This is a genomic window from Pseudomonas sp. BCA17 (genome assembly GCF_004519405.1).
Classification (GTDB): Bacteria; Pseudomonadota; Gammaproteobacteria; order Pseudomonadales; family Pseudomonadaceae; genus Aquipseudomonas.
This window is the reverse complement of record NZ_SGWI01000003.1, coordinates 483,821-505,194: the sequence shown is the minus strand read 5'-3', so window position 1 is coordinate 505,194 and position 21,374 is coordinate 483,821. Positions and strand designations below refer to the sequence as shown.

General features: G+C 61.3%; 20 protein-coding genes. 11 read left to right on the top strand and 9 right to left on the bottom strand.

What is annotated here, in order from left to right; translation table 11 throughout:
- The first annotated feature begins 26 nt into the window (after positions 1–26).
- Positions 27–1,022 carry a hydrolase gene (locus EXW71_RS14835; RefSeq protein ID WP_134659212.1) on the top strand — a complete coding sequence of 332 codons (996 nt, stop codon included), beginning with the start codon at positions 27–29 and terminating at the stop codon, positions 1,020–1,022.
- Positions 1,023–1,049: 27 nt separating this feature from the next.
- Here EXW71_RS14835 and EXW71_RS14830 read toward each other — a convergent pair whose 3' ends face one another.
- Complete coding sequence (locus EXW71_RS14830; RefSeq protein ID WP_134659214.1) at positions 1,050–1,904, bottom strand: sulfurtransferase; 855 nt, start codon at positions 1,902–1,904, stop codon at positions 1,050–1,052.
- Positions 1,905–1,937: 33 nt separating this feature from the next.
- Positions 1,938–2,609 (bottom strand): TetR/AcrR family transcriptional regulator, encoded by a 672-nt coding sequence (locus EXW71_RS14825; protein WP_123717155.1) that lies wholly within the window; start codon positions 2,607–2,609, stop codon positions 1,938–1,940.
- 146 nt (positions 2,610–2,755) lie between these two features.
- Between EXW71_RS14825 and EXW71_RS14820 the strand changes: the two genes are divergently transcribed.
- The 5 genes from EXW71_RS14820 to EXW71_RS14800 all read left to right on the top strand — a co-directional run bounded on the left by EXW71_RS14820 (position 2,756) and on the right by EXW71_RS14800 (position 7,423).
- On the top strand, positions 2,756–4,183 hold the full coding sequence (locus EXW71_RS14820; protein WP_134659216.1) for a coniferyl aldehyde dehydrogenase: 1,428 nt from the start codon (positions 2,756–2,758) through the stop codon (positions 4,181–4,183).
- A 28-nt stretch (positions 4,184–4,211) separates the two neighbouring features.
- Positions 4,212–4,757, top strand: coding sequence for a twin-arginine translocation pathway signal protein (locus EXW71_RS14815; protein ID WP_134659218.1), 546 nt, complete (start codon positions 4,212–4,214; stop codon positions 4,755–4,757).
- A gap of 37 nt (positions 4,758–4,794) precedes the next feature.
- Positions 4,795–6,390, top strand: coding sequence for a GMC family oxidoreductase (locus EXW71_RS14810; protein ID WP_134659220.1), 1,596 nt, complete (start codon positions 4,795–4,797; stop codon positions 6,388–6,390).
- 103 nt (positions 6,391–6,493) lie between these two features.
- Positions 6,494–6,973 (top strand): pantetheine-phosphate adenylyltransferase, encoded by a 480-nt coding sequence (coaD, locus tag EXW71_RS14805; RefSeq protein WP_003176711.1) that lies wholly within the window; start codon positions 6,494–6,496, stop codon positions 6,971–6,973.
- Positions 6,974–7,171: 198 nt separating this feature from the next.
- A complete protein-coding gene (locus EXW71_RS14800) occupies positions 7,172–7,423 on the top strand; it encodes a YfhL family 4Fe-4S dicluster ferredoxin (protein WP_123717151.1) in 252 nt (83 codons plus the stop codon).
- Positions 7,424–7,556: 133 nt separating this feature from the next.
- Here EXW71_RS14800 and mutM read toward each other — a convergent pair whose 3' ends face one another.
- Positions 7,557–8,369 (bottom strand): bifunctional DNA-formamidopyrimidine glycosylase/DNA-(apurinic or apyrimidinic site) lyase, encoded by an 813-nt coding sequence (mutM, locus tag EXW71_RS14795; RefSeq protein ID WP_123717150.1) that lies wholly within the window; start codon positions 8,367–8,369, stop codon positions 7,557–7,559.
- A 21-nt stretch (positions 8,370–8,390) separates the two neighbouring features.
- Positions 8,391–9,203, bottom strand: a complete 813-nt coding sequence (locus tag EXW71_RS14790; RefSeq protein ID WP_177421597.1) for an HDOD domain-containing protein — start codon at positions 9,201–9,203, stop codon at positions 8,391–8,393.
- A 187-nt stretch (positions 9,204–9,390) separates the two neighbouring features.
- Between EXW71_RS14790 and EXW71_RS14785 the strand changes: the two genes are divergently transcribed.
- A complete protein-coding gene (locus tag EXW71_RS14785; protein WP_134659222.1) occupies positions 9,391–10,587 on the top strand; it encodes a class I SAM-dependent rRNA methyltransferase in 1,197 nt (398 codons plus the stop codon).
- Positions 10,588–10,736: 149 nt separating this feature from the next.
- On the opposite strand, the gene EXW71_RS14780 is transcribed toward EXW71_RS14785, so the two are convergent.
- Positions 10,737–11,195, bottom strand: coding sequence for a transposase (locus EXW71_RS14780; RefSeq protein ID WP_134659224.1), 459 nt, complete (start codon positions 11,193–11,195; stop codon positions 10,737–10,739).
- Between the two features lie 311 nt (positions 11,196–11,506).
- Here EXW71_RS14780 and ilvD point away from each other — a divergent pair, with 311 nt between their 5' ends.
- Positions 11,507–13,348 carry a dihydroxy-acid dehydratase gene (gene ilvD, locus EXW71_RS14775; RefSeq protein ID WP_123717146.1) on the top strand — a complete coding sequence of 614 codons (1,842 nt, stop codon included), beginning with the start codon at positions 11,507–11,509 and terminating at the stop codon, positions 13,346–13,348.
- 190 nt (positions 13,349–13,538) lie between these two features.
- Here the strand turns inward: ilvD and EXW71_RS14770 are convergent, their stop codons facing one another.
- Positions 13,539–14,597 (bottom strand): haloacid dehalogenase-like hydrolase, encoded by a 1,059-nt coding sequence (locus tag EXW71_RS14770; protein ID WP_134659226.1) that lies wholly within the window; start codon positions 14,595–14,597, stop codon positions 13,539–13,541.
- Between the two features lie 241 nt (positions 14,598–14,838).
- On the opposite strand from EXW71_RS14770, the gene EXW71_RS14765 reads away from it, so the two are divergent.
- Positions 14,839–16,227, top strand: coding sequence for an L-cystine transporter (locus EXW71_RS14765; RefSeq protein ID WP_123717145.1), 1,389 nt, complete (start codon positions 14,839–14,841; stop codon positions 16,225–16,227).
- Between the two features lie 69 nt (positions 16,228–16,296).
- On the opposite strand, the gene EXW71_RS14760 is transcribed toward EXW71_RS14765, so the two are convergent.
- A complete protein-coding gene (locus tag EXW71_RS14760; RefSeq protein ID WP_134659228.1) occupies positions 16,297–16,815 on the bottom strand; it encodes a dihydrofolate reductase in 519 nt (172 codons plus the stop codon).
- Positions 16,816–16,905: 90 nt separating this feature from the next.
- Between EXW71_RS14760 and EXW71_RS14755 the strand changes: the two genes are divergently transcribed.
- Together EXW71_RS14755 and EXW71_RS14750 are read left to right on the top strand one after the other, a co-directional pair.
- Positions 16,906–18,285, top strand: a complete 1,380-nt coding sequence (locus EXW71_RS14755; RefSeq protein ID WP_134659230.1) for a DUF2868 domain-containing protein — start codon at positions 16,906–16,908, stop codon at positions 18,283–18,285.
- Entirely contained in the window at positions 18,278–19,645 is a 1,368-nt protein-coding gene (locus EXW71_RS14750) for a DUF3482 domain-containing protein (protein WP_134659232.1), read from the top strand. The genes EXW71_RS14755 and EXW71_RS14750 overlap by 8 nt, the downstream gene beginning before the upstream one ends.
- Here the strand turns inward: EXW71_RS14750 and EXW71_RS14745 are convergent.
- Positions 19,642–20,196 (bottom strand): phosphonate degradation HD-domain oxygenase, encoded by a 555-nt coding sequence (locus EXW71_RS14745; protein ID WP_134659234.1) that lies wholly within the window; start codon positions 20,194–20,196, stop codon positions 19,642–19,644. The genes EXW71_RS14750 and EXW71_RS14745 overlap by 4 nt on opposite strands.
- Positions 20,196–21,329, bottom strand: coding sequence for a TIGR03364 family FAD-dependent oxidoreductase (locus EXW71_RS14740; RefSeq protein WP_134659236.1), 1,134 nt, complete (start codon positions 21,327–21,329; stop codon positions 20,196–20,198). The genes EXW71_RS14745 and EXW71_RS14740 overlap by 1 nt, the downstream gene beginning before the upstream one ends.
- Between the last annotated feature and the right edge of the window lie 45 nt (positions 21,330–21,374).

Here is a 21,374-nt window from a genome sequence, read left to right as displayed (position 1 = left end):
CGCTCGCGCCTACAGAGCAGGTGCTCATGACCCCTTCTTCCGACCTGTTCAAACCCGCCTTCGGCCTCGGCAACCCACACCTGCAAACGCTGTGGGGGCCTTTATGGCGCCCGACCACCCACATCGAGCGCCAACGCGAGCGCTTATGGCTGGAAGACGGCGACTTCCTCGACCTCGACTGGCATGGCCCCCACGACGCCCAGGCACCTTTGGTGCTGGTGCTGCATGGACTGACCGGCTCATCCAACTCACCCTATGTGGCCGGCCTGCAAAAAGCCCTCGCCGCGCAAGGTTGGGCCAGTGTGGCGTTGAACTGGCGCGGCTGTTCAGGTGAGCCGAACCTGTTGGCACGCAGCTATCACTCGGGTGCCAGTGAGGATTTGGCGGCGGCGATTGCGCACCTGCGCGCCAAACGGCCGTTGGCACCGCTGTATGCGGTGGGTTATTCGTTGGGCGGCAATGTGCTGCTCAAGCATCTGGGCGAAACCGGTGAACTGTCGGGCTTGCAAGGCGCAGCAGCGGTATCGGTGCCGTTTCGCCTGGATCAGTGCGCAGATCGCATTGGGCTGGGGTTTTCCCGGGTTTATCAAAAGCATTTCATGCGCGAAATGTTGGCCTACATCCGCGTCAAGCAGAGCCGGTTCCTATTGGATGGACGTGCTGAAGGGCTGAAAACCCTGGAGGCGCTTGGCTCATTGGAAAAGATGCGCACGTTTTGGGATTTCGACGGGCGGGTGACGGCACCGCTGCACGGTTTTCTCAGTGCCGAGGACTATTACCGCCGTGCATCGAGCCGTTACTACCTGGGTGAAATCCGCACGCCAACCCTGATCATCCAGGCTGCCGACGACCCCTTCGTGTTCCCCCATAGCCTGCCCGAAGCCAGCGAACTGTCGGATTGCACCGAGTTCGAGCTGCTGGCCAAGGGTGGGCATGTGGGGTTTGTGGACGGCTCGCTGAAACAGCCGGGTTACTACCTCGAACGACGAATCCCGCAGTGGCTACAGACACAACGCGGTTGAATTTCGATCGGAATTACCTCGGTAGCTTCAGTCGCCGGTCGCAATCCCACGCGTCGGATCGGTAATCCACTCGCTCCACGATCCCGCATACAACTTGCCCAATGGATAACCGGCCAGGCTCAAGGCGAACAGGTTGTGACACGCCGTCACGCCTGAGCCGCAATACGCCACCAGCTCATCCGGCGAGCGACCTTGCAACTGCGTGGCGAAACGCTGCTTGAGCTGTTCCGCCGGCAGGAAGCGCCCGTCACTGCCCAGGTTTTCACTGAATGCCGCACATTGCGCGCCAGGAATATGCCCGGCGACCGGATCGATGGGCTCCATTTCGCCGCGAAAACGTGGCTGAGCGCGGGCATCGATCAATGTCATGCCCGGATCACCCAAACGTTTTTGCAAATGTTCGGCATCCAACAGCAGATGATTGTCCGGCGTGCCGGTAAAAGCTCCCGGCTCAATCACCGGTGCGTCCAGGCTCAACGGGAAACCGGCCGCATGCCAAGCCTTGAGACCACCGTCCAGAATAAACACACCATCACGCTTGCCCAGCCAGGCCAGCAGCCACCAGGCGCGGGCGGCATAGGCGCCAGGGCCGTCGTCATACAGCACAATGTCGGTGTCGGCGTTGATGCCCCACGCCCGCAACTGTTGCACCAAGGTGTCCGCCGCCGGCAACGGGTGACGACCGGTCACGCCCTTCGTCACCGGGCCGCTGAGGTGACGCTCCAGGTCAGCGTATTGCGCACCTTCGATATGCCCTTCGGCATAGCTGCAAAGTCCATAGTCGGGGTCTTCCAGGGCAAAACGGCAATCAAGGATCACCAGCCCTCCACGCTGTTGGCGCTCGGCCAGTTGCTGAGGGCTGATCAGTTGCGCAAGCGGCATGACGGACTCCTGTGAACAGATTAGGGAAAGGTCCTACTTCACTTCTTCCAGTGCCTGATTCAACGGCACGTAAAACTCTTTGAACAGCGCATCCACCGCGTCTTTCGCCTGGGGCGTGACAAACCCCGCCTCCAGCACCAGCACCTGATACACCCCACGCTTGATCGCTTCAGCGCTCAAGTGGGCAGAGTTTTCATTGGTGGTACACAGGAAACGCACCCAGGACGTGAGGATGATCCAGGCGTTGAGGGTCAGGGCTTCGGTTTGCACCTTGTCCATATTGAGGATGCCGGCATCGACAAACCCCTGGTAAATAGCGCCGCCCTGGGTCAGGCAACGCTGGGAGAAACGCCGGTAACCGGTGGCCAGTTCCGGGTCGCTTTCCAGCAAGTGTTCCAGGTCACGGTGCAGGAATCGGTAGCGCCACATGCCGGCCAGCACGGCCTGCAGATAGAAGCGTTTGTCTTCAACGGTGACGGCGCGGCCTTGGGGCGGGCGCAGGAAGCTGTCCACCAGGGCTTCGTATTCACGAAACAGTACGGCGATGATCGCCTGCTTGTTAGGGAAGTGGTAGTACAGGTTGCCCGGGGAAATTTCCATATGGGCGGCAATGTGGTTGGTGCTGACGCTCCGCTCGCCCTGCTGGTTAAAAAGCTCCAGGCTGGTTTGCACAATGCGCTCGCTGGTCTTTACTCGTGGTGCCATAGGGGATCAGCTTCTGTACACGTGATGAGGCATCTTACGGCCTATCCTTGCCAGGATAAATCCGCATGTTGCTGCAATGTTATTTGACAATTTAGAGCAATGACTCTAATAAATGGTACATTCCAATAATAGTCGGGAAGTGCGCCATGTCTGCCAACGTTGCCTACCTGCAAGATTCCCAGGAGCTGGATCAACTCCAGCACCTGTTCGCTGCCCAACGTCGAGCGTACGCGGCCAACCCGATGCCGCCGGCCGAGCAACGCCAGCAATGGCTCAAGGCTCTGCGCGATCGGCTCAGTGACGAGCGCCAGGCGCTGATCAATGCGATCAGCCAGGACTTCAGCAACCGCAGCGCCGACGAAACCCTCTTCGCCGAATTGATGCCCAGCCTGCATGGCATTCACTACGCGAGCAAACACCTCAAGGGCTGGATGAAACCATCCCGCCGCTCCGTAGGCATTGCCTTTCAACCGGCCTCGGCCAAAGTCATCTACCAACCGCTGGGTGTGGTGGGGGTGATCGTGCCCTGGAACTATCCCTTGTATCTGGCTATTGGCCCGCTGGTTGGAGCTTTGGCAGCAGGTAACCGGGTGATGCTCAAGCTCAGCGAATCGACCCCGGCCACCGGTGAGCTGCTCAAAGCACTACTGGCGAAAATCTTCCCCGAGGACCTGGTGTGCGTGGTGCTGGGCGAGGCCGAAGTGGGCATGGCGTTTTCCAAGCTGCCCTTCGATCACCTGCTGTTTACCGGTGCCACCAGCATCGGCAAGCATGTGATGCGCGCTGCCGCCGAGCACCTCACGCCGGTCACCCTGGAACTGGGCGGCAAATCTCCCGCCATCGTTTCCGCCGACGTACCGCTCAAGGATGCCGCCGAACGCATCGCCTTCGGTAAAGCCTTGAACGCCGGGCAGACCTGCGTGGCACCGGACTACGTGTTGGTGCCGGAAGATCGCGTCGAGGGTTTCGTCCAGGCCTACACCCAAGCCGTGCGCGGCTTTTATCCGACCCTGGCCGACAACCCGGACTACACCGCCGTCATCAACGAACGCCAATTGGCTCGGCTCAATAGCTATGTCAAAGACGCGACCGACAAAGGTGCCACCCTGATTCCGCTGTTTGACCAGGGCCAGGCGCGGCGCATGGCCCACAGCCTGCTGCTTGACGTCAGTGACGACATGATCGTGATGCAGGATGAAATCTTCGGCCCTTTGCTGCCGATTGTGCCTTATCACGGTCTCGACCAAGCGTTTGCCTACATCAACCAACGCCCTCGCCCATTGGCCCTTTATTACTTCGGCTACAACAAGAGCGAACAGAACCGTGTGCTCCACGAAACCCATTCCGGCGGCGTGTGCCTGAACGACACCCTGCTGCACGTGGCTCAGGACGACATGCCGTTCGGTGGCATCGGGCCGTCAGGCATGGGCCACTACCATGGCCATGAAGGCTTCCTGACATTCAGCAAGGCCAAAGGCGTACTGGTGAAACAGCGCCTGAACGCGGCAAAGTTGATCTACCCGCCCTACGGAAAATCGATCCAGAAGCTGATCCAAAAGCTGTTTATCCGTTGATATCACCACCTTCGGGACAATAAAAACAATGAACCCCAGCCTGACTGAATCACCCGCGCTGTCACGGCGCGGCGTCTTGAAAATCGGCCTGTGCGCCAGCGCTTTTCTGGCCACCGCCGGGTTGGGCGCCAGCCTCAGCGGTTGCTCCAGCAGTACCCCGGCCAGCGGCTTTGCCATGCTGCGCAGCAGTGACCTGCCCTTCCTGCGCGCGGTCATCCCGGTGCTGCTTGAAGGCGCGGCCAGTGCCCAGGCAGTGGCCGACGGGATTGAAGAGACCCTGAAGAAACTCGACTACAGCCTGCAACATCTGTCGCCGGAGATGTTCAAGCTCACCCAGCAACTGTTCGATGTATTGGCCATGGGCATCACCCGTGGGCCGCTGACCGGGGTCTGGGGCAGTTGGGAAAACGCCAGTGCAGAGCAGATCCGCAATTTCCTGCACCGCTGGGAAAACAGCTACCTGAACCTGCTGCGCATGGGCCAGGGTTCGCTGCTCAAGCTGGTGATCATGGCCTGGTACTTCCGACCGGGATCCTGGGCCCATTGCGGCTACCCCGGCCCGCCGAAGATCTGATGCGTACCTTCCATCATAAAAACAAGAGACGACCCTGATGCCCGTACCCGATCTGTTCCGCGACGGCCTTGCCCGCGGCTGGAAAACCCACAATGGCGCCGCCCTCGACAACGACCTGACCCTGGAAGCCGATGTGGCGATCATCGGCAGCGGCGCCGGCGGCGGCACAACGGCTGAAATCCTCAGCGCCGCGGGTTACAAGGTGCTGCTGATCGAAGAAGGTCCGCTCAAGACCAGCAGCGACTTCAAGCTGTTGGAAGATGAGGCCTACGCCAGCCTGTACCAGGAAGGCATCGGCCGCATGAGCAAGGATGGCGCAATCACGATCCTGCAAGGCCGGGCGGTTGGCGGTACGACGCTGATCAACTGGACCTCCAGTTTTCGCACGCCCGACGCCACGCTTACCCACTGGGCCAGCGAATATGCGGTCAAAGGCCACAGCAGCGCCGAGATGGCGCCGTGGTTCGAGAAGATGGAGCAACGGCTTGGCATCGCCCCCTGGGCCCTGCCGCCCAACGCCAACAACGATGTAATTCGCAAAGGCTGCGAAAAGCTCGGCTACAGCTGGCACGTGATCCCACGCAATGTGCGCGGCTGCTTCAACCTGGGATATTGCGGCATGGGCTGCCCGGTCAACGCCAAGCAATCAATGCTGGTGACCACCATTCCCTCCACCCTGGAAAAAGGCGGCGAACTGCTCTACCTGGCCCGTGCCGAACATCTCAAGTACAGCGGCGACACCATCAGCAGCCTGGAATGCGTGGCCATGGACGAACGCTGCGTGGCCCCCACCGGGCGCAGGATTACGGTCAAGGCCAGGCATTACGTGCTGTGCGGCGGCGGCATCAACAGCCCGGCATTGCTGATGCGCTCGGATGCGCCCGACCCGCATTCGCGCCTGGGCAAGCGTACGTTCCTGCATCTGGTGAATTTTTCCGCCGGGCTGTTCGATGAGGTGATCAACCCATTCTATGGCGCGCCGCAATCGATCTATTCCGACCACTTCCAATGGCAGGACGGCACTACCGGGAAAATGTCCTACAAGCTTGAAGCGCCGCCTCTGCATCCAGGTTTGGCCAGCACCTTGTTCGGTGGCTATGGCACGCAAAACGCGCTGGATATGGGCCAACTGCCCCACACCCACGCCATGCTGGCGTTGCTGCGCGACGGCTTTCATCCCGACAGCCAGGGCGGCACCGTGGGCTTGCGCGGGGACGGCACGCCGGTGCTCGACTATCAAGTTTCACCTTACGCCTGGGACGGTCTGCGCCGGGCGTTTCACAGCATGGCCGAGATCCAGTTCGCCGCCGGCGCCAAGTCGGTCAAGCCGCTGCATCACGACGCTCGTTATGTGAACACCTTGGCCCAAGCGCGTGAGCTGATCGACGGTCTGAATCTGGAACTGCATCGAACCGTGCTGGGCAGCGCCCATGTAATGGGCGGTTGCGCCATGGGCGAAGACCCGAAAATCGCGGTGGCCGACAGCCTCGGCCGCCATCACCAACTGCGTAATCTGTCGATCCACGACGGCTCGCTATTCCCCACCAGCATTGGCGCCAACCCGCAATTGTCGGTATATGGCTTGACGGCGCAACTGGCGACGGCGTTGGCCGAACGTCTGAAAACAGCATGAAAAAACCGGGTATTCACGGTATCTATCTACATAAGTCGACTTGGCCGACCGGGATGGCTGCGATACCATCCGGTTCCCCAACGGACTCCGCCAGGACGACGCGATGAACCGAGTGTTGTACCCAGGTACCTTCGACCCGATTACCAAAGGCCATGGCGATCTGGTCGAACGCGCCTCTCGCCTGTTCGACCATGTGATCATCGCAGTCGCGGCCAGCCCCAAGAAAAACCCGCTGTTTCCCCTGGAACAGCGCGTGGAGCTGGCGCGTGAGGTCACCAAGCACCTGCCCAACGTGGAAGTAGTGGGTTTCTCCACACTGCTGGCTCACTTCGCCAAAGAGCAGAACGCCAATGTATTCCTGCGTGGCCTGCGTGCGGTGTCGGACTTCGAATACGAATTCCAGCTGGCCAACATGAACCGCCAATTGGCGCCGGACGTGGAAAGCCTGTTCCTCACGCCGTCGGAACGTTATTCGTTCATATCCTCGACCCTGGTCCGTGAAATCGCGGCCTTGGGCGGCGATATCACCAAATTTGTGCACCCGGCCGTCGCCGATGCGCTGACGTTACGCTTCAAGAAGTAAGAATTATTGTGGTGAGTGAGCTTGCTCCCGCTGGACGGCGCAGCAGTCCCAGCCTCGTCAAGCAAAGAGCCGGGGCCGCTTTGCGCCCCAACGGGAGCAAGCGCCCTCGCCACAGGCTCGCACTACGAGCGCCAATGCGGCACAATTGCGCGCATTAGTTTTCAGATGCCTTGGCTGACCGCCCTGGCAGGAGTTCCCATGTCCCTGATCATCACCGACGATTGCATCAATTGCGACGTCTGCGAACCCGAGTGCCCGAACGCTGCAATTTCCCAGGGCGAAGAGATCTATGTGATCGACCCCAACCTGTGCACCCAGTGCGTCGGCCACTACGACGAGCCTCAGTGCCAGCAAGTGTGCCCGGTGGATTGCATTCCACTGGACGAAGCTCATCCGGAATCGCATGAGCAATTGATGGAGAAATACCGGAAGATTACCGGTAAGGCCTGAAGAATTATCAGCGCCCCCGCGGGCCTCATCGGGAACAAGCCCGCCCCACAGTCAACCGCATCCTCATCTTGAAGCCTGGTCAACTGTGGAAGACGGTTTGCTTCCGATGGCGATACCGGTCATCACCCAGCAATCAACGCTGGCATTTAGGGCAAAACACGCTCGCCCGCTGCCCCAGCACCACATTGCGCAACTCGCTCCCGCAGACCTTGCACGCCTCGCCTCCGCGACCGTAGACGAACAGTTCCTGCTGGAAATACCCCGGCTGCCCGTCACCCCCGATAAAGTCCCGCAGGGTGGTGCCGCCACGCTCGATGGCGGCCGCCAGCACGCGTTTGATCTCGATCGCCAGCTTCAAATACCGCGCTCGCGAAATACCACCGGCCTCTCGACGCGGATCAATCCCCGCCGCAAACAGCGCTTCCGTCGCGTAGATATTGCCCACGCCCACCACCACCGCGTTGTCCATGATGAACGGCTTCACTGCCATCGAACGACCACGGGACAACTGGAAGAGGCGATCGCCATCGAACAGGTCGGTCAACGGCTCCGGCCCCAGGCGGATCAGCAGTTCGTGGTTGTGCGGGTCCTGGCTCCACAGCATCGCACCGAAGCGCCGCGGGTCGGTGTAGCGCAGGGCCAGCCCCGACTCCAGCTCGATGTCCACATGCTCATGCTTGGCCGCCGGCATGCCGGTTTCCACCAAGCGCAGGTTGCCTGACATGCCCAAATGGCTGATCAGGGTGCCCACTTCAGCATTGATCAACAGGTACTTGGCCCGCCGTTCCACCAGCACGATACGCTGCCCGGACAGGCGCACATCCAGGTCCTCCGGGATCGGCCAGCGCAGGCGCCGTTCACGCACCACCACGCGGCTGACGCGCTGGCCTTCCAGGTGCGGAGCAATCCCGCGTCGGGTGGTTTCGACCTCTGGTAACTCGGGCATGTATACCTCTTGAAGACAGGTTTAGTGGGCGCCCAGTTCGCGGATCGACAATTTCATGCTTTCGAAGTCGTAGTCCGACAGGCCCACGTAGTCCAGCACCAGATGGCCGATGGCGTTCCACTCATGGTCCACCGCCTGGTTACCCAGCACGCGGCAGGACGAACAAATGTGCTCGGCCATTTTCAGGATCGCCAGCAGGTTTTTCAGTTGCGAATTACGCGATGACTCATCGCTGAAAATCGCCAGGGCGTTGTGATGGTTGGCGATGGCGTCGGTCACATGCTCCGGCAGGCGCCAGGATTTGGCGGTGTAATAGCCGACCACGGCATGGTTGGTGTGGAAGGCGTTGTTCTCCGTGTCGACTACGCGGCAATCCGGGCCGGCGTTGGCGTACGCCTCTTCCAGCACCGCCATGTAGTTGGGAAAACGCTTGAGCATCAACGGCACGCCGCAATCGTGGAACAGGCCCAAGGCATACGCCTCGTCGACCGCTTGCGAGCCGGTGCGCTTGGCCAGGGTCAGGCAAGTCATGGCCACGTCCTGGGCGGTGTCCCAAAAGCGGTTGAGGGTGACGATGGTGTCGTCGCTCATCTCGCCCTTGATCGACTGCGCGTTGATCAGGTTGATGACCGAACGGCTGCCCAGCAGGTTCACTGCGCGCTGGATCGAGGCGATCTTGTTGCTCAGGCCGTAATACGGCGAATTGACGATTTTCAGCAAGGCCCCGGAGAGGCCCGGGTCCTGGGCGATCAACCGGGCGATCACTTCCAGGTCCGGGTCGGGCATGTACTGCTCCATCTGCAAATCCACCATGATTTGCGGTTGAGGCGGCACGCTGATGCCTTGCAGGGCCTGTTGGATCTGTTCGGCGGAAAGCTCTTGGGACATAAGTACACACTCTGGGCTAGGCGGGGATTCTACCCCTTATCAGGCACTGCCCGACACCTTCCCGCACATCCGGCTACCCGGCCATTTCCTGCACAACAAGGTATACTCCCGCTCTTTTTTCCGGAGCGACGTCATGTCCCTGCCAAGCCTGCGTCTCAAAGCCAACGCCGATCGTCGTTTGCGCAACGGCCACCTGTGGGTCTACAGCAACGAAATCGACGTGGCCGCCACCCCCCTTCACGGCTTCCAGGCAGGCGACCAGGCTATTCTGGAAGCGGCCGGCGGCAAGACGCTGGGGATCGTGGCCATGAGCCCGAACAACCTGATCTGCGCCCGCCTGCTGTCGCGCGACATCAAGTTGCCACTCGACAAGTCGCTGCTGGTGCACCGCCTCAACGTCGCCCTGTCCCTGCGCGAGCGCCTGTTCGACAAGCCTTTCTACCGCCTGGTCTACGGCGACTCAGACCTGCTGCCGGGCCTGGTCGTCGACCGTTTCGGTGACATCCTGGTAGTGCAGATCGCTTCGGCGACCATGGAAGCGCACAAGGACGACGTGATCGCCGCCCTGACCCAGGTGCTCAAGCCCAGCGGCATCCTGTTCAAGAACGACTCCGCCGCGCGCGATGCCGAAGGCCTCAACCGCTACGTCGAAACCGTGTTCGGCCTGGTGCCGGAGTGGGTGGCGCTGGAAGAGAACGGCGTGAAATTCGAAGCCCCGGTGATCCAGGGCCAGAAAACCGGCTGGTTCTACGACCACCGCATGAACCGCGCCCGCCTGGCCCCGTACGCCAAGGGCAAGCGCGTACTGGACCTGTACAGCTACATCGGCGGCTGGGGTGTGCAGGCTGCAGCCTTTGGCGCCAGTGAAGTGTTCTGCGTCGACGCCTCCGCCTTTGCCCTCGACGGCGTGGAGCGCAATGCCGCGCTGAACGGCTTTGCCGAGAAGATGACCTGCATCGAAGGCGACGTGTTCGAAGCCCTCAAGGAACTGAAAGCCAGCGAAGAGCGCTTCGACGTGATCGTCGCCGACCCGCCGGCCTTCATCAAACGCAAGAAAGACATGAAAAACGGCGAAGGCGCCTACCGTCGCCTGAACGAGCAAGCCATGCGCCTGCTCAGCAAGGACGGCATCCTCGTCAGCGCCTCGTGCTCCATGCACCTGCCCGAAGACGACCTGCAGAACATCCTGCTGACCAGCGCCCGCCACCTGGACCGTAATATCCAGATGCTGGAACGCGGCGGCCAGGGTCCGGACCACCCGGTGCACCCGGCGATTGTCGAGACGCGGTATATCAAGAGCATTACGTGCCGGTTGCTGCCTAATAGCTAAAAATGTTGGAGGGGCTTGCCCCCTCCCACCTTTTGATCCCGATACTGACCAGCGCCCTGGCCGTGACGCTGGTTCGTCCGGCGGCGATTTCAGCGGCTGGTTGACGAGCTTACGGATCGGGCGCTACCGCTCCTACAGGGGAAGATGGGTCATAGCCAGATGGCATCCCATAGCGGGTACTGACCAATGTGCTCGACCAAACCTGCACGCAAAGGATTCGCGACGATATAGCGGGCCGTTGCTTTCAAGTCATCCTCACGACGCAATGCCCGGTCGAAATAGCCTTTTTGCCAAAGCGTCCCGCAGGAGCCCCTTGCCCTGTTTATCGCGCGGGCACTTCGCGACTTGGTTATTCGCATCAACCTTGGTAAGTCGCCATTGTGCAGTTCGACCAGCCAATGAAAATGGTCAGGCATCACGACCCAGGCCAGCGAGGTCGCCTCACCGTCTTCCTGAGCTTTCCTGAATTCGCTGACGAGCAGGCGACCCGTGCGCCAGTCCTGAAAAATTGATTGTCGTTGGTAAGTAACAGCGGTGATCAGGTACACGCGGCCCGATTCTGAATAACACCCGGTGCGTAGGCGATGGGCATTCTGTTGCGTGGACATTCCGTCGTCCTCTTCTGTGATTGGAAGATAAACGGTAGGAGGCGCAACATCTGAAGGCCTTTAAACAATGGTTCTGAATATCTCCTGGCTGTTTAGGCGCGAGCAAGCTCGCGCCTACAGGAAGACGGTGTAGAATCGGCCTATTCATCGCCAGTCATCCCCCGGCGGGTTTATGAGCTCGAGGCCCACGCAAGCGGCGATCCCGCGATGCGAGTGGCAACTTCCGGACACACGGCCATTTTTCGGGTGTTCCAGTGGTCAATAGAAGCTCACTCCCCTTTAGTACTTGATTAGCCGCCCGGAGTGCTCCAATGCCTGATTACCGCTCGAAAACATCCACCCACGGCCGCAATATGGCCGGCGCGCGCGCACTGTGGCGTGCCACGGGGATGAAGGATGACGACTTCAAGAAGCCGATCATCGCGATTGCCAACTCGTTCACTCAGTTTGTACCTGGTCATGTCCACCTCAAGGACCTGGGACAACTGGTCGCCCGCGAGATCGAACGCGCCGGCGGTGTGGCGAAAGAATTCAACACCATCGCCGTGGACGACGGCATCGCCATGGGCCATGACGGCATGCTGTATTCCCTGCCGAGCCGCGAAATCATCGCCGACTCCGTGGAGTACATGGTCAACGCCCATTGCGCCGACGCCATCGTGTGCATTTCCAACTGCGACAAAATCACCCCTGGCATGCTGATGGCTGCCCTGCGCCTGAACATCCCGGTGATCTTCGTGTCCGGCGGCCCAATGGAAGCCGGCAAGACCAAGCTCGCCTCCCACGGCCTGGACCTGGTCGACGCCATGGTGATCGCCGCCGATTCCAGCGCTTCTGACGAGAAGGTCGCGGAATACGAGCGCAGCGCCTGCCCGACCTGCGGTTCATGCTCCGGCATGTTCACCGCCAACTCGATGAACTGCCTGACCGAAGCCCTGGGCCTGGCCCTGCCGGGCAATGGTTCCACCCTGGCCACCCACAGTGACCGCGAGCAGCTGTTCCTGCAGGCCGGCCGCACCATTGTCGAGCTGTGCAAGCGTTACTACGGTGAGAACGATGAGTCGGTGTTGCCGCGCAACATCGCCAACTTCAAGGCGTTCGAAAACGCCATGACCCTGGACATCGCCATGGGCGGTTCCACCAACACCATCCTGCACCTGCTGGCTGCCGCCCAGGAAGCCGAGATCGATTTCGACCTGCGCGACATCGACCGTCTGTCCCGCCACGTGCCGCAACTGTGCAAGGTCGCGCCGAACATCCAGAAGTACCACATGGAAGACGTGCATCGCGCCGGCGGGATCTTCTCGATCCTGGGCTCCCTGGCCCGTGGTGGCCTGTTGCACACCGACCTGCCGACCGTGCACAGCCGTAGCATGGAAGAAGCCATCGCCAAGTGGGACATCACCCAGACCAACGACGAAGCGGTGCATCACTTCTTCAAGGCCGGCCCGGCGGGCATCCCGACCCAGACGGCATTCAGCCAGTCGACTCGCTGGGACACCCTGGACGACGACCGCGAAAACGGCTGCATCCGCAGTGTCGAACACGCTTACTCCCAGGAAGGCGGCCTGGCGGTGCTGTACGGCAACATCGCCCTGGACGGCTGCGTGGTGAAAACTGCCGGCGTGGATGAATCCATCCATGTGTTCGAAGGCAACGCCAAGATCTTCGAAAGCCAGGACAGCGCGGTGCGCGGCATCCTCGCTGACGAAGTGAAAGAGGGCGACATCGTGATCATCCGCTACGAAGGCCCGAAAGGCGGCCCAGGTATGCAGGAGATGCTCTACCCGACGTCCTACCTGAAATCCAAAGGCCTGGGCAAAGCCTGCGCCTTGCTGACCGACGGCCGTTTCTCCGGCGGGACCTCGGGCCTGTCCATCGGCCACGCCTCCCCGGAAGCGGCTGCCGGTGGCGCAATTGGCCTGGTGCAGGACGGCGACAAAGTGCTGATCGACATTCCAAACCGTTCGATCAACCTGTTGATCAGCGATGAAGAACTGGCGGCTCGCCGGGTCGAGCAGGACAAAAAAGGCTGGAAACCGGTGGAGAAGCGTCCGCGCAAAGTCACCACCGCACTGAAGGCTTACGCCCTGTTGGCCACCAGTGCCGACAAAGGTGCGGTGCGTAACAAAGCGATGCTCGACGGCCTGTAAGCCTCGCCCATAAAAATGCCCCGCACTTGGCGGGGCATTTTTTTGCCTGGAGATAACCCTCCAACAAAGAAGATCAACCGTGGGAGCGGGCTTGCTCGCGAATTGCGGTGTGCCGGCCACTGAATACGCAGGCTGCTGCACCTTCGCGAGCAAGGCCCGCTCCCACAGTGTTGACCGGGTACTTCCGTGCTTACTGAATCTCGTCCGGCTTGACGATCACCCAATTCTTATCGGCCGTCACCGGCAACCCTTCCTTGGCCTGCGCCGCCGCATGCTTGGCCATCATGCCGTTGAGCTGGGTCATGTATTTGTCCTTACGGTTGACCCATAAGTGAATACCACCCTTGGCCACGTCCACATCGTGAAACAGCATGTAGCCATCGCTGGTTGGGGTATCACCCCCGACGATCACCGGTTTTTTCCATTCGTCGATGTAAGTGAGGATCGCCGCGTGCTTGCCGGCCATCCAGGTTGCCGGGGTCCACAGGTAGGGAGTGAGTTCCAGGCCGAGGTTGGCTTTCTCGTCATATTTGCCGGCCGCAATCTGCTTGCGTGCAGTGGTCAGCTCGCCGGTCTTGCGGTCCTTGAGCAGGGTGCTGACGCCGATGACGTTCTCGGGTTTGACGTTATAGCCGTACTTCGGATCGGCAGCGACCATGCGCACCAGTTCCTCCGAGGCCGCCGTCATCACGTACACCTCGATGCCGTTTTCCATCAGCTTGTTGTACAGCTCGGCCTGGCCGGTAAAGACTTTCGGCGGTTGGACCTCGGAGGTCTTCACCACATCACCTTCGTAATAGGTGACTGGCACGGGCTTGCCGGAGGCCATCAACTCATCCACATAACCCTTGAGTTCCTTGAGAGTGAAGCCGGAAAAGATCTGCGCAACCCACGGGTAGCAAACCATGTCGTCGACTTCACACAGGCGGTAGTAGTAGCTGAACAGGCTTTCCTTGTGGTCGGCAGTGTCCTTGAACGGCATCAGCTTCAGGGACGGGTCCATGGTCTCGCGGGTGATCAGGCCCTTGTTTTCCAGGTACGGCAGCAATGACTCTTCGAGGTCGTAGCGGTAGCTGGTGTTGTCCATGTCGAACACCGCGAAGTTACCTTTGTTGGCGTTCGCGGCGATCATCTTGTTCAGTTGCTCGGCGGCGGGCGCCGGCCAGTGCTTCAACTCGGTTGCGGCAAATGCCTGGTTGGCGAGACCGAGGCAGAAGGCGGCGGCAAGTAATGTTGGCGCGAGCTTCATAAGCGTTTTACCCCTGAGTGAAAGACATCGACGCTAACAAATCTGTATGACAGTTATCGCCCGAGCACGACCGCTTCCATCGTGATCACGCCAGGGACATGTGCCTGGGCGTCAAACGCTTATTCCAAAAACGACAGACACCATTCCATATCGGTATTAAATCAATATATTTCAAACTGTTAGGCTTCCCGGTTCGCAATCGCAGGCTCGTGCGATTGGCTGCCTTCTCAACGGAGCTTCAATGAATCTGCCCCTGATTCTCAACTTACTGGTGTTCGTGGCCCTGTTGCTGGGCCTGGCACAAACCCGTCGGACCCAATGGAGCCTCGCCAAGAAGGTCCTGTTCGCCCTCGCCCTGGGCGTGGTGTTCGGTACGGTCCTGCATACGATCTACGGTGACGGCAATCCAGTCCTCAAGGCGTCCATCGGCTGGTTCGACCTGGTCGGCAACGGCTACGTACAACTGCTGCAGATGATCGTGATCCCGCTGGTATTCGCCTCGATCCTCAGTGCCGTGGCGCGCCTGCATAACGCCTCATCCCTGGGCAAGATCAGTTTCCTGACCATCGGCACGCTGCTGTTCACCACCGCGATTGCGGCGCTGATCGGCATCGGCCTGACAAACCTGTTCGGCCTCACCGCCGAAGGCCTGGTAGCCGGCACCCAGGAAATGGCGCGCCTGCAAGTGATCCAGAGCGATTACGCGGGCAAGGTCGCCGACCTGAATATCCCGCAGTTGCTGCTGTCGTTCGTGCCGGCCAACCCGTTTGCCGACCTGGCCCGGGCCAAGCCGACGTCGATCATCAGTGTGGTGATTTTCGCCGCTTTCCTCGGGGTTGCCGCGCTGCAACTGCTCAAGGACGACGTGGAAAAAGGCCAGAAAGTGCTCAATGCCATCGACACCCTGCAAGCCTGGGTGATGCGTCTGGTGCGCCTGGTGATGAAGCTGACCCCTTACGGCGTATTGGCGCTGATGACCAAAGTGGTCGCCGGCTCCAACCTGCAAGACATCATCAAGCTCGGCAGTTTTGTGGTGGTGTCGTACCTGGCCCTGGGCCTGATGTTCGTGGTGCATGGCCTGCTGCTGTCCCTGGCCGGTGTCAACCCGCTGCGCTTCTTCCGCAAAGTATGGCCGGTGCTGACGTTTGCCTTCACCAGCCGTTCCAGCGCGGCGGCGATCCCGCTGAGCATTGAGGCGCAGACCCGCCGGTTGGGCATCCCGCAGTCCATCGCGGGGTTTGCTGCGTCGTTCGGCGCGACCATTGGCCAGAACGGTTGCGCAGGGCTTTATCCAGCCATGCTGGCAGTGATGGTTGCACCGACCGTGGGCATCAACCCGCTCGACCCACTGTGGATCGCGACCCTGGTGGCGATTGTGACCTTGAGTTCGGCCGGGGTGGCCGGTGTGGGCGGCGGTGCCACCTTTGCCGCGCTGATCGTGCTGCCGGCCATGGGTTTGCCGGTGTCACTGGTGGCGCTGCTGATTTCCGTGGAGCCGCTGATCGACATGGGCCGTACGGCGTTGAACGTGAACGGTTCGATGACGGCGGGGGCAATTACCAGCCAGATCATGGGGCAGACGGATAAAGAGCTGCTGAATGCCGATGAGCATGCTCAGCTAGCCAGCTGAGTTGCATGCTATAAGCCTCAAGCTGCAAGAAAGAGCACCGCGCTTTTACTTGCAGCTTGTGGCTTAAAGCTAGTGGCTGCTTCTCTCCCAGACTTCGAAGGTGTACGCCGGCTTATCGGCGTCGGCCGGGTTCTCGACGTTCGACACCAGCTTCCACCGGTTCAGGTCAAACTCCGGAAACCACGCATCCCCTTCCGGGCTCAGTGCTACCCGCGTCAGATACAGGCGATCCGCCTGCTCCAGTCCCTGCGCATATAACTGCGCACCACCAATCAGCATCAGTTCGTCCACGCCTTGCGCCTTGGCCCATGCCTCAGCGCGCTCTACCGCAGCGTCCAATGACGGAAAAACTTCCGCACCTTCAAGCTCAAGATCGGTCTGACGGCTGACCACGATGTTCAGGCGCCCCGGCAACGGTCGGCCCAGGGAGTCCCAGGTCTTGCGCCCCATGATGATCGGCTTGCCGAGCGTGGTGGCCTTGAAGTATTTGAAATCCCCCGGCAAATGCCAGGGCATGCTGTTGTCGACGCCGATCACACGGTTTTCACCGAGGGCTGCGATCAGGCTTAAAGGGAGAGTTTTTTTCATGGCGACGAGAATACCAGAGGCTCGTGCAGCTTTCCCCAACAGGGTGCACTGGGGTTATGCTCCCAACTCACTCACACAACAGGACGGCGCGTGACTGCACTGAACCCGCTGCACTCTCTCTGGCTGACAGAAACCGTGCGCCTGCGTGAAGAACACGCCGGCCCCCTGGAGGACCTGGAAGCCAACCGCCTGGCCCGCACCGCCGGTGGCGACCTGCCGACGCGCATTCAACAACGTGCCCTGCACCTGGCCGAGCGCGATGGCCTGACCGCCGCCCTCACCCGCTGGCTGCAAGGCGCACGTTTGGCCTTGGGGTTGCTGGCAATCGTCGCCATCGTCAGCGGCGCGGGCCTGGCCTTTGCCGCGCTGGGCAACGGGCTGACACCGGTCAACGTGTTCTGGGCCTTGGGCAGCCTGCTCGGCTTGAACCTGATCCTGCTGGTCAGTTGGGCCCTGGGCTTGCTATTTGCCGGTGAGCACGGCGCCAGCCTTGGACGCTTATGGTTGTGGCTCAGCGAAAAGCTCGCCCGCGATGCCAAGGCCGCACAGCTGGCGCCGGCGCTGCTGTTGTTGCTGCAACGGCAAAAGCTCAATCGCTGGGCGGTCGGCGTGCTGGTCAACAGCCTGTGGTTTCTCGCCTTGCTCAGTGCCATGGCGATTTTGCTGACGTTACTCGCCACCCGCCGCTACGGTTTCGTGTGGGAAACCACCATCCTCGGCGCCGACACCTTCGTCGCCGTGACCCAGGCGCTGGGTGCCCTGCCCGCCTGGCTGGGCTTCAATGTACCGACGGTCGAGATGATCCGCGCCAGCGGCGATTCTGCGTTGAATATCGAAAGCGCCCGCCAGGCCTGGGCCGCGTGGCTGGTGGGTGTGTTGCTGGTTTACGGCATTCTGCCAAGACTGATTCTCGCCCTGCTGTGCCTGTGGCGCTGGAAACGCGGGCGCGCCGCCTTGCGCCTGGACCTCAACCTGCCCGGCTACAGCCAGTTACGTGAACGCCTGATGCCCAGCAGTGAACGGCTGGGGGTCAACGACGCCGCGCCGGAGCAACTGCACCACGTCAGCGGAGGCATCAGCGAATTGCAAAGCGACGGTGCCTTGCTGGTGGCCATCGAACTGGACGACCAACACCCATGGCCGCCCAAATTGCCAGCCAACGTGAAGAACGCCGGTATCCTCGACAGCCGCGAATCACGCCACAAACTGCTGGAGCAACTCAGTCGCTTCCCGCCCGCACGCCTGGCCATCGCTTGTGACCCACGCCGCTCTCCCGATCGCGGCAGCCTGGCGTTGATCGCCGAACTGGCCCGTAGCGCCACGGCCACCCGCGTGTGGCTGCTGCAAGCGCCGCCCGGCCAGTCCCTGGATGCCGAACGCCTGGGTGACTGGCACACGGCGCTGCACCAGCTTGAGTTGCCATTTGCCGACTGCGCACCGCTGAACTGGCTGGAGACCGGTCATGACTAAACCGCTGAAACTTGCCGTGGTCGGCCACACCAACGTCGGCAAGACCTCGCTGCTGCGCACGTTGACCCGTGATGTGGGCTTCGGTGAAGTCTCCCATCGCCCCAGCACCACCCGGCATGTCGAAGGTGCGCGGTTGTCGGTGGACGGCGAAGCCTTGCTGGAGCTGTACGACACGCCCGGCCTAGAAGACGCCATTGCCCTGCTCGACTACCTGGAGCGCCTGGATCGCCCCGGCGAACGCCTCGATGGCCCGGCGCGCCTGGCGCGTTTCCTGGATGGCAGCGAAGCGCGCCAACGTTTCGAACAGGAAGCCAAGGTGCTGCGCCAACTGCTGGCTTCAGATGCTGGCCTGTATGTAATCGACGCCCGCGAGCCGGTGCTGGCCAAGTACCGCGATGAGTTGCAAGTGCTGTCCAGCTGCGGCAAGCCGTTGCTGCCGGTGCTCAACTTCGTCAGCAGCAGCGACCACCGCGAGCCGGACTGGCGTGACGCCCTCGCCCGCCTGGGCCTGCATGCGCTGGTGCGCTTCGACAGCGTGGCGCCCCCGGAAGACGGTGAACGGCGTTTGTATGAAAGCCTCGCGCTGCTGCTGGAAAACGCCCGGCCGCAGTTGCAACGGTTGATCACAGATCAGGAAGCCCAACGCCAGGCCCGCCAGCAAAGTGCCGCACGCTTGATCGCCGAGCTACTGATCGACTGCGCCGCTTGCCGTCGCAGCGTGGTCATCGAAGATGAGCAGCAAGCCATCGGCGATTTGCGCAAGGCCGTGCGCCAGCGCGAACAGAAATGTGTGGAAGCCCTGCTCAAGCTGTTCGGCTTCCGACCGCAGGATGCCGCCGCCAGCGACCTGCCACTGTTGGACGGCCGCTGGGGCGATGACCTGTTCAACCCGGAAACGCTCAAACAGCTGGGCGTGCGTGTCGGTGGCGGGATCGCCGCGGGAGCGGCAGCCGGTGCTGGTGTTGACCTGTTGGTCGGCGGCCTGACCCTGGGTGCCGCCGCCCTGGCCGGTGCGATTGCCGGTGGCGCACTGCAAACCGCGCGCAGTTATGGCAGCCGCCTGTTGGGCAAGATCAAAGGCCAGCGCGAACTGACCGTGGACGACAGCGTGTTGCGCCTGCTCGCCCTGCGCCAGCGCCAACTGCTCAAGGCCCTCAACCTGCGTGGCCATGCGGCCATGCACAGCATCAAGGTCGACACGCCACAAGACAAAACCTGGCGCGAAGGCAAGCTGCCGGACGCGCTGCACAAAGCCCGTGCGCATCCGCAATGGTCGTCGCTCAACCCTCACGCCAAACTGAGCCAGGCCGAGCGTCAGGAACAGGTCGAAGCGCTGGCCCAGCGTCTGGACGATACCTAAGCCGCCAATACTTGCCGCGCCTTGGCCTTGAGCACATCAAGGTCGAGTACCGGCACCTGCATTTCCTTGGCCTGTTCGTCCCACTGACGCATGCGCAAACTCACGGCGCACAGCGGGTCCTGCTCGAACGCATGGGCTTCTTCGGCGCTCATCACGCCCCCCTGGTAAGCCAGGGTGCGGCGACTCGCTTCACTCAGGCTTGCGTAGTAGCCGGGCTGGCTGAAGGTCAGGTAACGCTTGGCTTGCACGTGATACTCCACCAACCGGGCCATGCGCTCGCTGAAGCCTGCGCGGCGCAGGTAATCGGCCCCCAGCCGCTCATGGCTGACCACTCCATAACCGCCCATATTTTCGCCACCCTCGCCGCACAGATGCCCGATATCGTGGAAAAACGCGGCCAGCACCACTTCATCATCAAAGCCTTCGGCCATCGCCCGTTGCGCGGCCTGGGACATGTGCTCGATCTGCGACACCGGCTCGCCGATATAGTCTGCGGTGCCGTACTGCTCGTACAGGCCGAAGACATCGGCAATTGCCTGTTCCGGGTTCATCACGCCTCTCCCCACAATATGCCGATATTTCGCTCGGCCATTGCCGGCCCCACGCTCATGCCGACACCCGTGTGCATCAAGGCTGCGCTTACCCCCGGTGCCGCGCGCAGGAACGAAAACGGCCCCGGCCCGCGCGAGCCGTACACGCCCTGCCAGCGCTCCACCACCTGGATCCGGCAGCCCAGGGTCTGCTCGGCCAGTTCGATCATCCAGTCGTCGATCTGCTCGGCATTGAACGGCGATGCATCGCTGCCGTAGTCATGGGAGTCGCCAATGATCAGTTCGCCATGGGGCGTCGGGCTGATCAGCAGATGGATGCCGTGTTCGTTCAAGTGTGGCGCTTCACGCAGAATCTGCGCCTGCACCGGCGCAGCTTCCGGCAAATCGGCAAAGGCGCCGTAATGCACACAGCTCAGGCCGGTGAGTAAAGCGTGCTGCAGGTTCAGGTTCACCGCTGGGCGCGCGCGGAGCATTTGCAGGCGGCAGATGCTCGGTTTGAGTTCAGCGATCGATTCGGCCAGCAGGGTCTGGTAGTCGTGGCCGGAACACACGATGATCTGCTCGCCGCGAAAACTGCCCGCCGTACTGTGCAACTGGCCCGGCTCTACGTCGCGCACGAGGGTGGAGAAATGAAATTCCACCTTGAGTTCACTGCGAAGGTAGTTGATCAACGCCGGAATCGCTTCCCGCGAATACAGTTGTTGATCGTCCTTGCCATGCAATGCAGCGCGATGATGGCGGAACTGTCCGCCGTATAGATCCGTCATCGCTGCGCCTTGCAGCAGTTCGACGTTGTAGCCGTGCTCTATGGCGCGGCCGGCGCAGAAGGCTTCCAGCAGATGTTCTTCCGCTTCGGTGCGGGCAAACAGATAGGCGCCGTTACGCTTGAGTTGCAGCCCGGCTACCTGCGCCCAATGCCCCCAGATGTCACGGCTTTCCCGCGCCAGGTCCAACATCGGTCCCGGCGGCTGGCCGGTGACCAGCGCCTGGCCGAAGTTGCGCACCGAGGCGCCCAGTGGTGTAGCGCTGCGTTCGAAAACTGTGACCTTCAGGCCGCGTTTGGCCGCGGCATAGGCGTGGGACAAGCCGAGGATGCCGGCGCCGATGATCAGCAGGTCGCTGTGGTGTGTCATGAAGTGAAGTCCTGAATTCGAGGCCGCCATCGCGGGCAAACCCGC

Excerpts from the sequence above, each read along its gene's own strand:
- EXW71_RS14835 (WP_134659212.1), top strand. The coding sequence starts at position 27 with ATGACCCCTTCTTCCGACCTGTTCAAACCCGCCTTCGGCCTCGGCAAC.
- EXW71_RS14830 (WP_134659214.1), bottom strand. The coding sequence starts at position 1,904 with ATGCCGCTTGCGCAACTGATCAGCCCTCAGCAACTGGCCGAGCGCCAA.
- EXW71_RS14825 (WP_123717155.1), bottom strand. The coding sequence starts at position 2,609 with ATGGCACCACGAGTAAAGACCAGCGAGCGCATTGTGCAAACCAGCCTG.
- EXW71_RS14820 (WP_134659216.1), top strand. The coding sequence starts at position 2,756 with ATGTCTGCCAACGTTGCCTACCTGCAAGATTCCCAGGAGCTGGATCAA.
- EXW71_RS14815 (WP_134659218.1), top strand. The coding sequence starts at position 4,212 with ATGAACCCCAGCCTGACTGAATCACCCGCGCTGTCACGGCGCGGCGTC.
- EXW71_RS14810 (WP_134659220.1), top strand. The coding sequence starts at position 4,795 with ATGCCCGTACCCGATCTGTTCCGCGACGGCCTTGCCCGCGGCTGGAAA.
- coaD (WP_003176711.1), top strand. The coding sequence starts at position 6,494 with ATGAACCGAGTGTTGTACCCAGGTACCTTCGACCCGATTACCAAAGGC.
- EXW71_RS14800 (WP_123717151.1), top strand. The coding sequence starts at position 7,172 with ATGTCCCTGATCATCACCGACGATTGCATCAATTGCGACGTCTGCGAA.
- mutM (WP_123717150.1), bottom strand. The coding sequence starts at position 8,369 with ATGCCCGAGTTACCAGAGGTCGAAACCACCCGACGCGGGATTGCTCCG.
- EXW71_RS14785 (WP_134659222.1), top strand. The coding sequence starts at position 9,391 with ATGTCCCTGCCAAGCCTGCGTCTCAAAGCCAACGCCGATCGTCGTTTG.
- EXW71_RS14780 (WP_134659224.1), bottom strand. The coding sequence starts at position 11,195 with ATGTCCACGCAACAGAATGCCCATCGCCTACGCACCGGGTGTTATTCA.
- ilvD (WP_123717146.1), top strand. The coding sequence starts at position 11,507 with ATGCCTGATTACCGCTCGAAAACATCCACCCACGGCCGCAATATGGCC.
- EXW71_RS14770 (WP_134659226.1), bottom strand. The coding sequence starts at position 14,597 with ATGAAGCTCGCGCCAACATTACTTGCCGCCGCCTTCTGCCTCGGTCTC.
- EXW71_RS14765 (WP_123717145.1), top strand. The coding sequence starts at position 14,839 with ATGAATCTGCCCCTGATTCTCAACTTACTGGTGTTCGTGGCCCTGTTG.
- EXW71_RS14760 (WP_134659228.1), bottom strand. The coding sequence starts at position 16,815 with ATGAAAAAAACTCTCCCTTTAAGCCTGATCGCAGCCCTCGGTGAAAAC.
- EXW71_RS14750 (WP_134659232.1), top strand. The coding sequence starts at position 18,278 with ATGACTAAACCGCTGAAACTTGCCGTGGTCGGCCACACCAACGTCGGC.
- EXW71_RS14745 (WP_134659234.1), bottom strand. The coding sequence starts at position 20,196 with ATGAACCCGGAACAGGCAATTGCCGATGTCTTCGGCCTGTACGAGCAG.
- EXW71_RS14740 (WP_134659236.1), bottom strand. The coding sequence starts at position 21,329 with ATGACACACCACAGCGACCTGCTGATCATCGGCGCCGGCATCCTCGGC.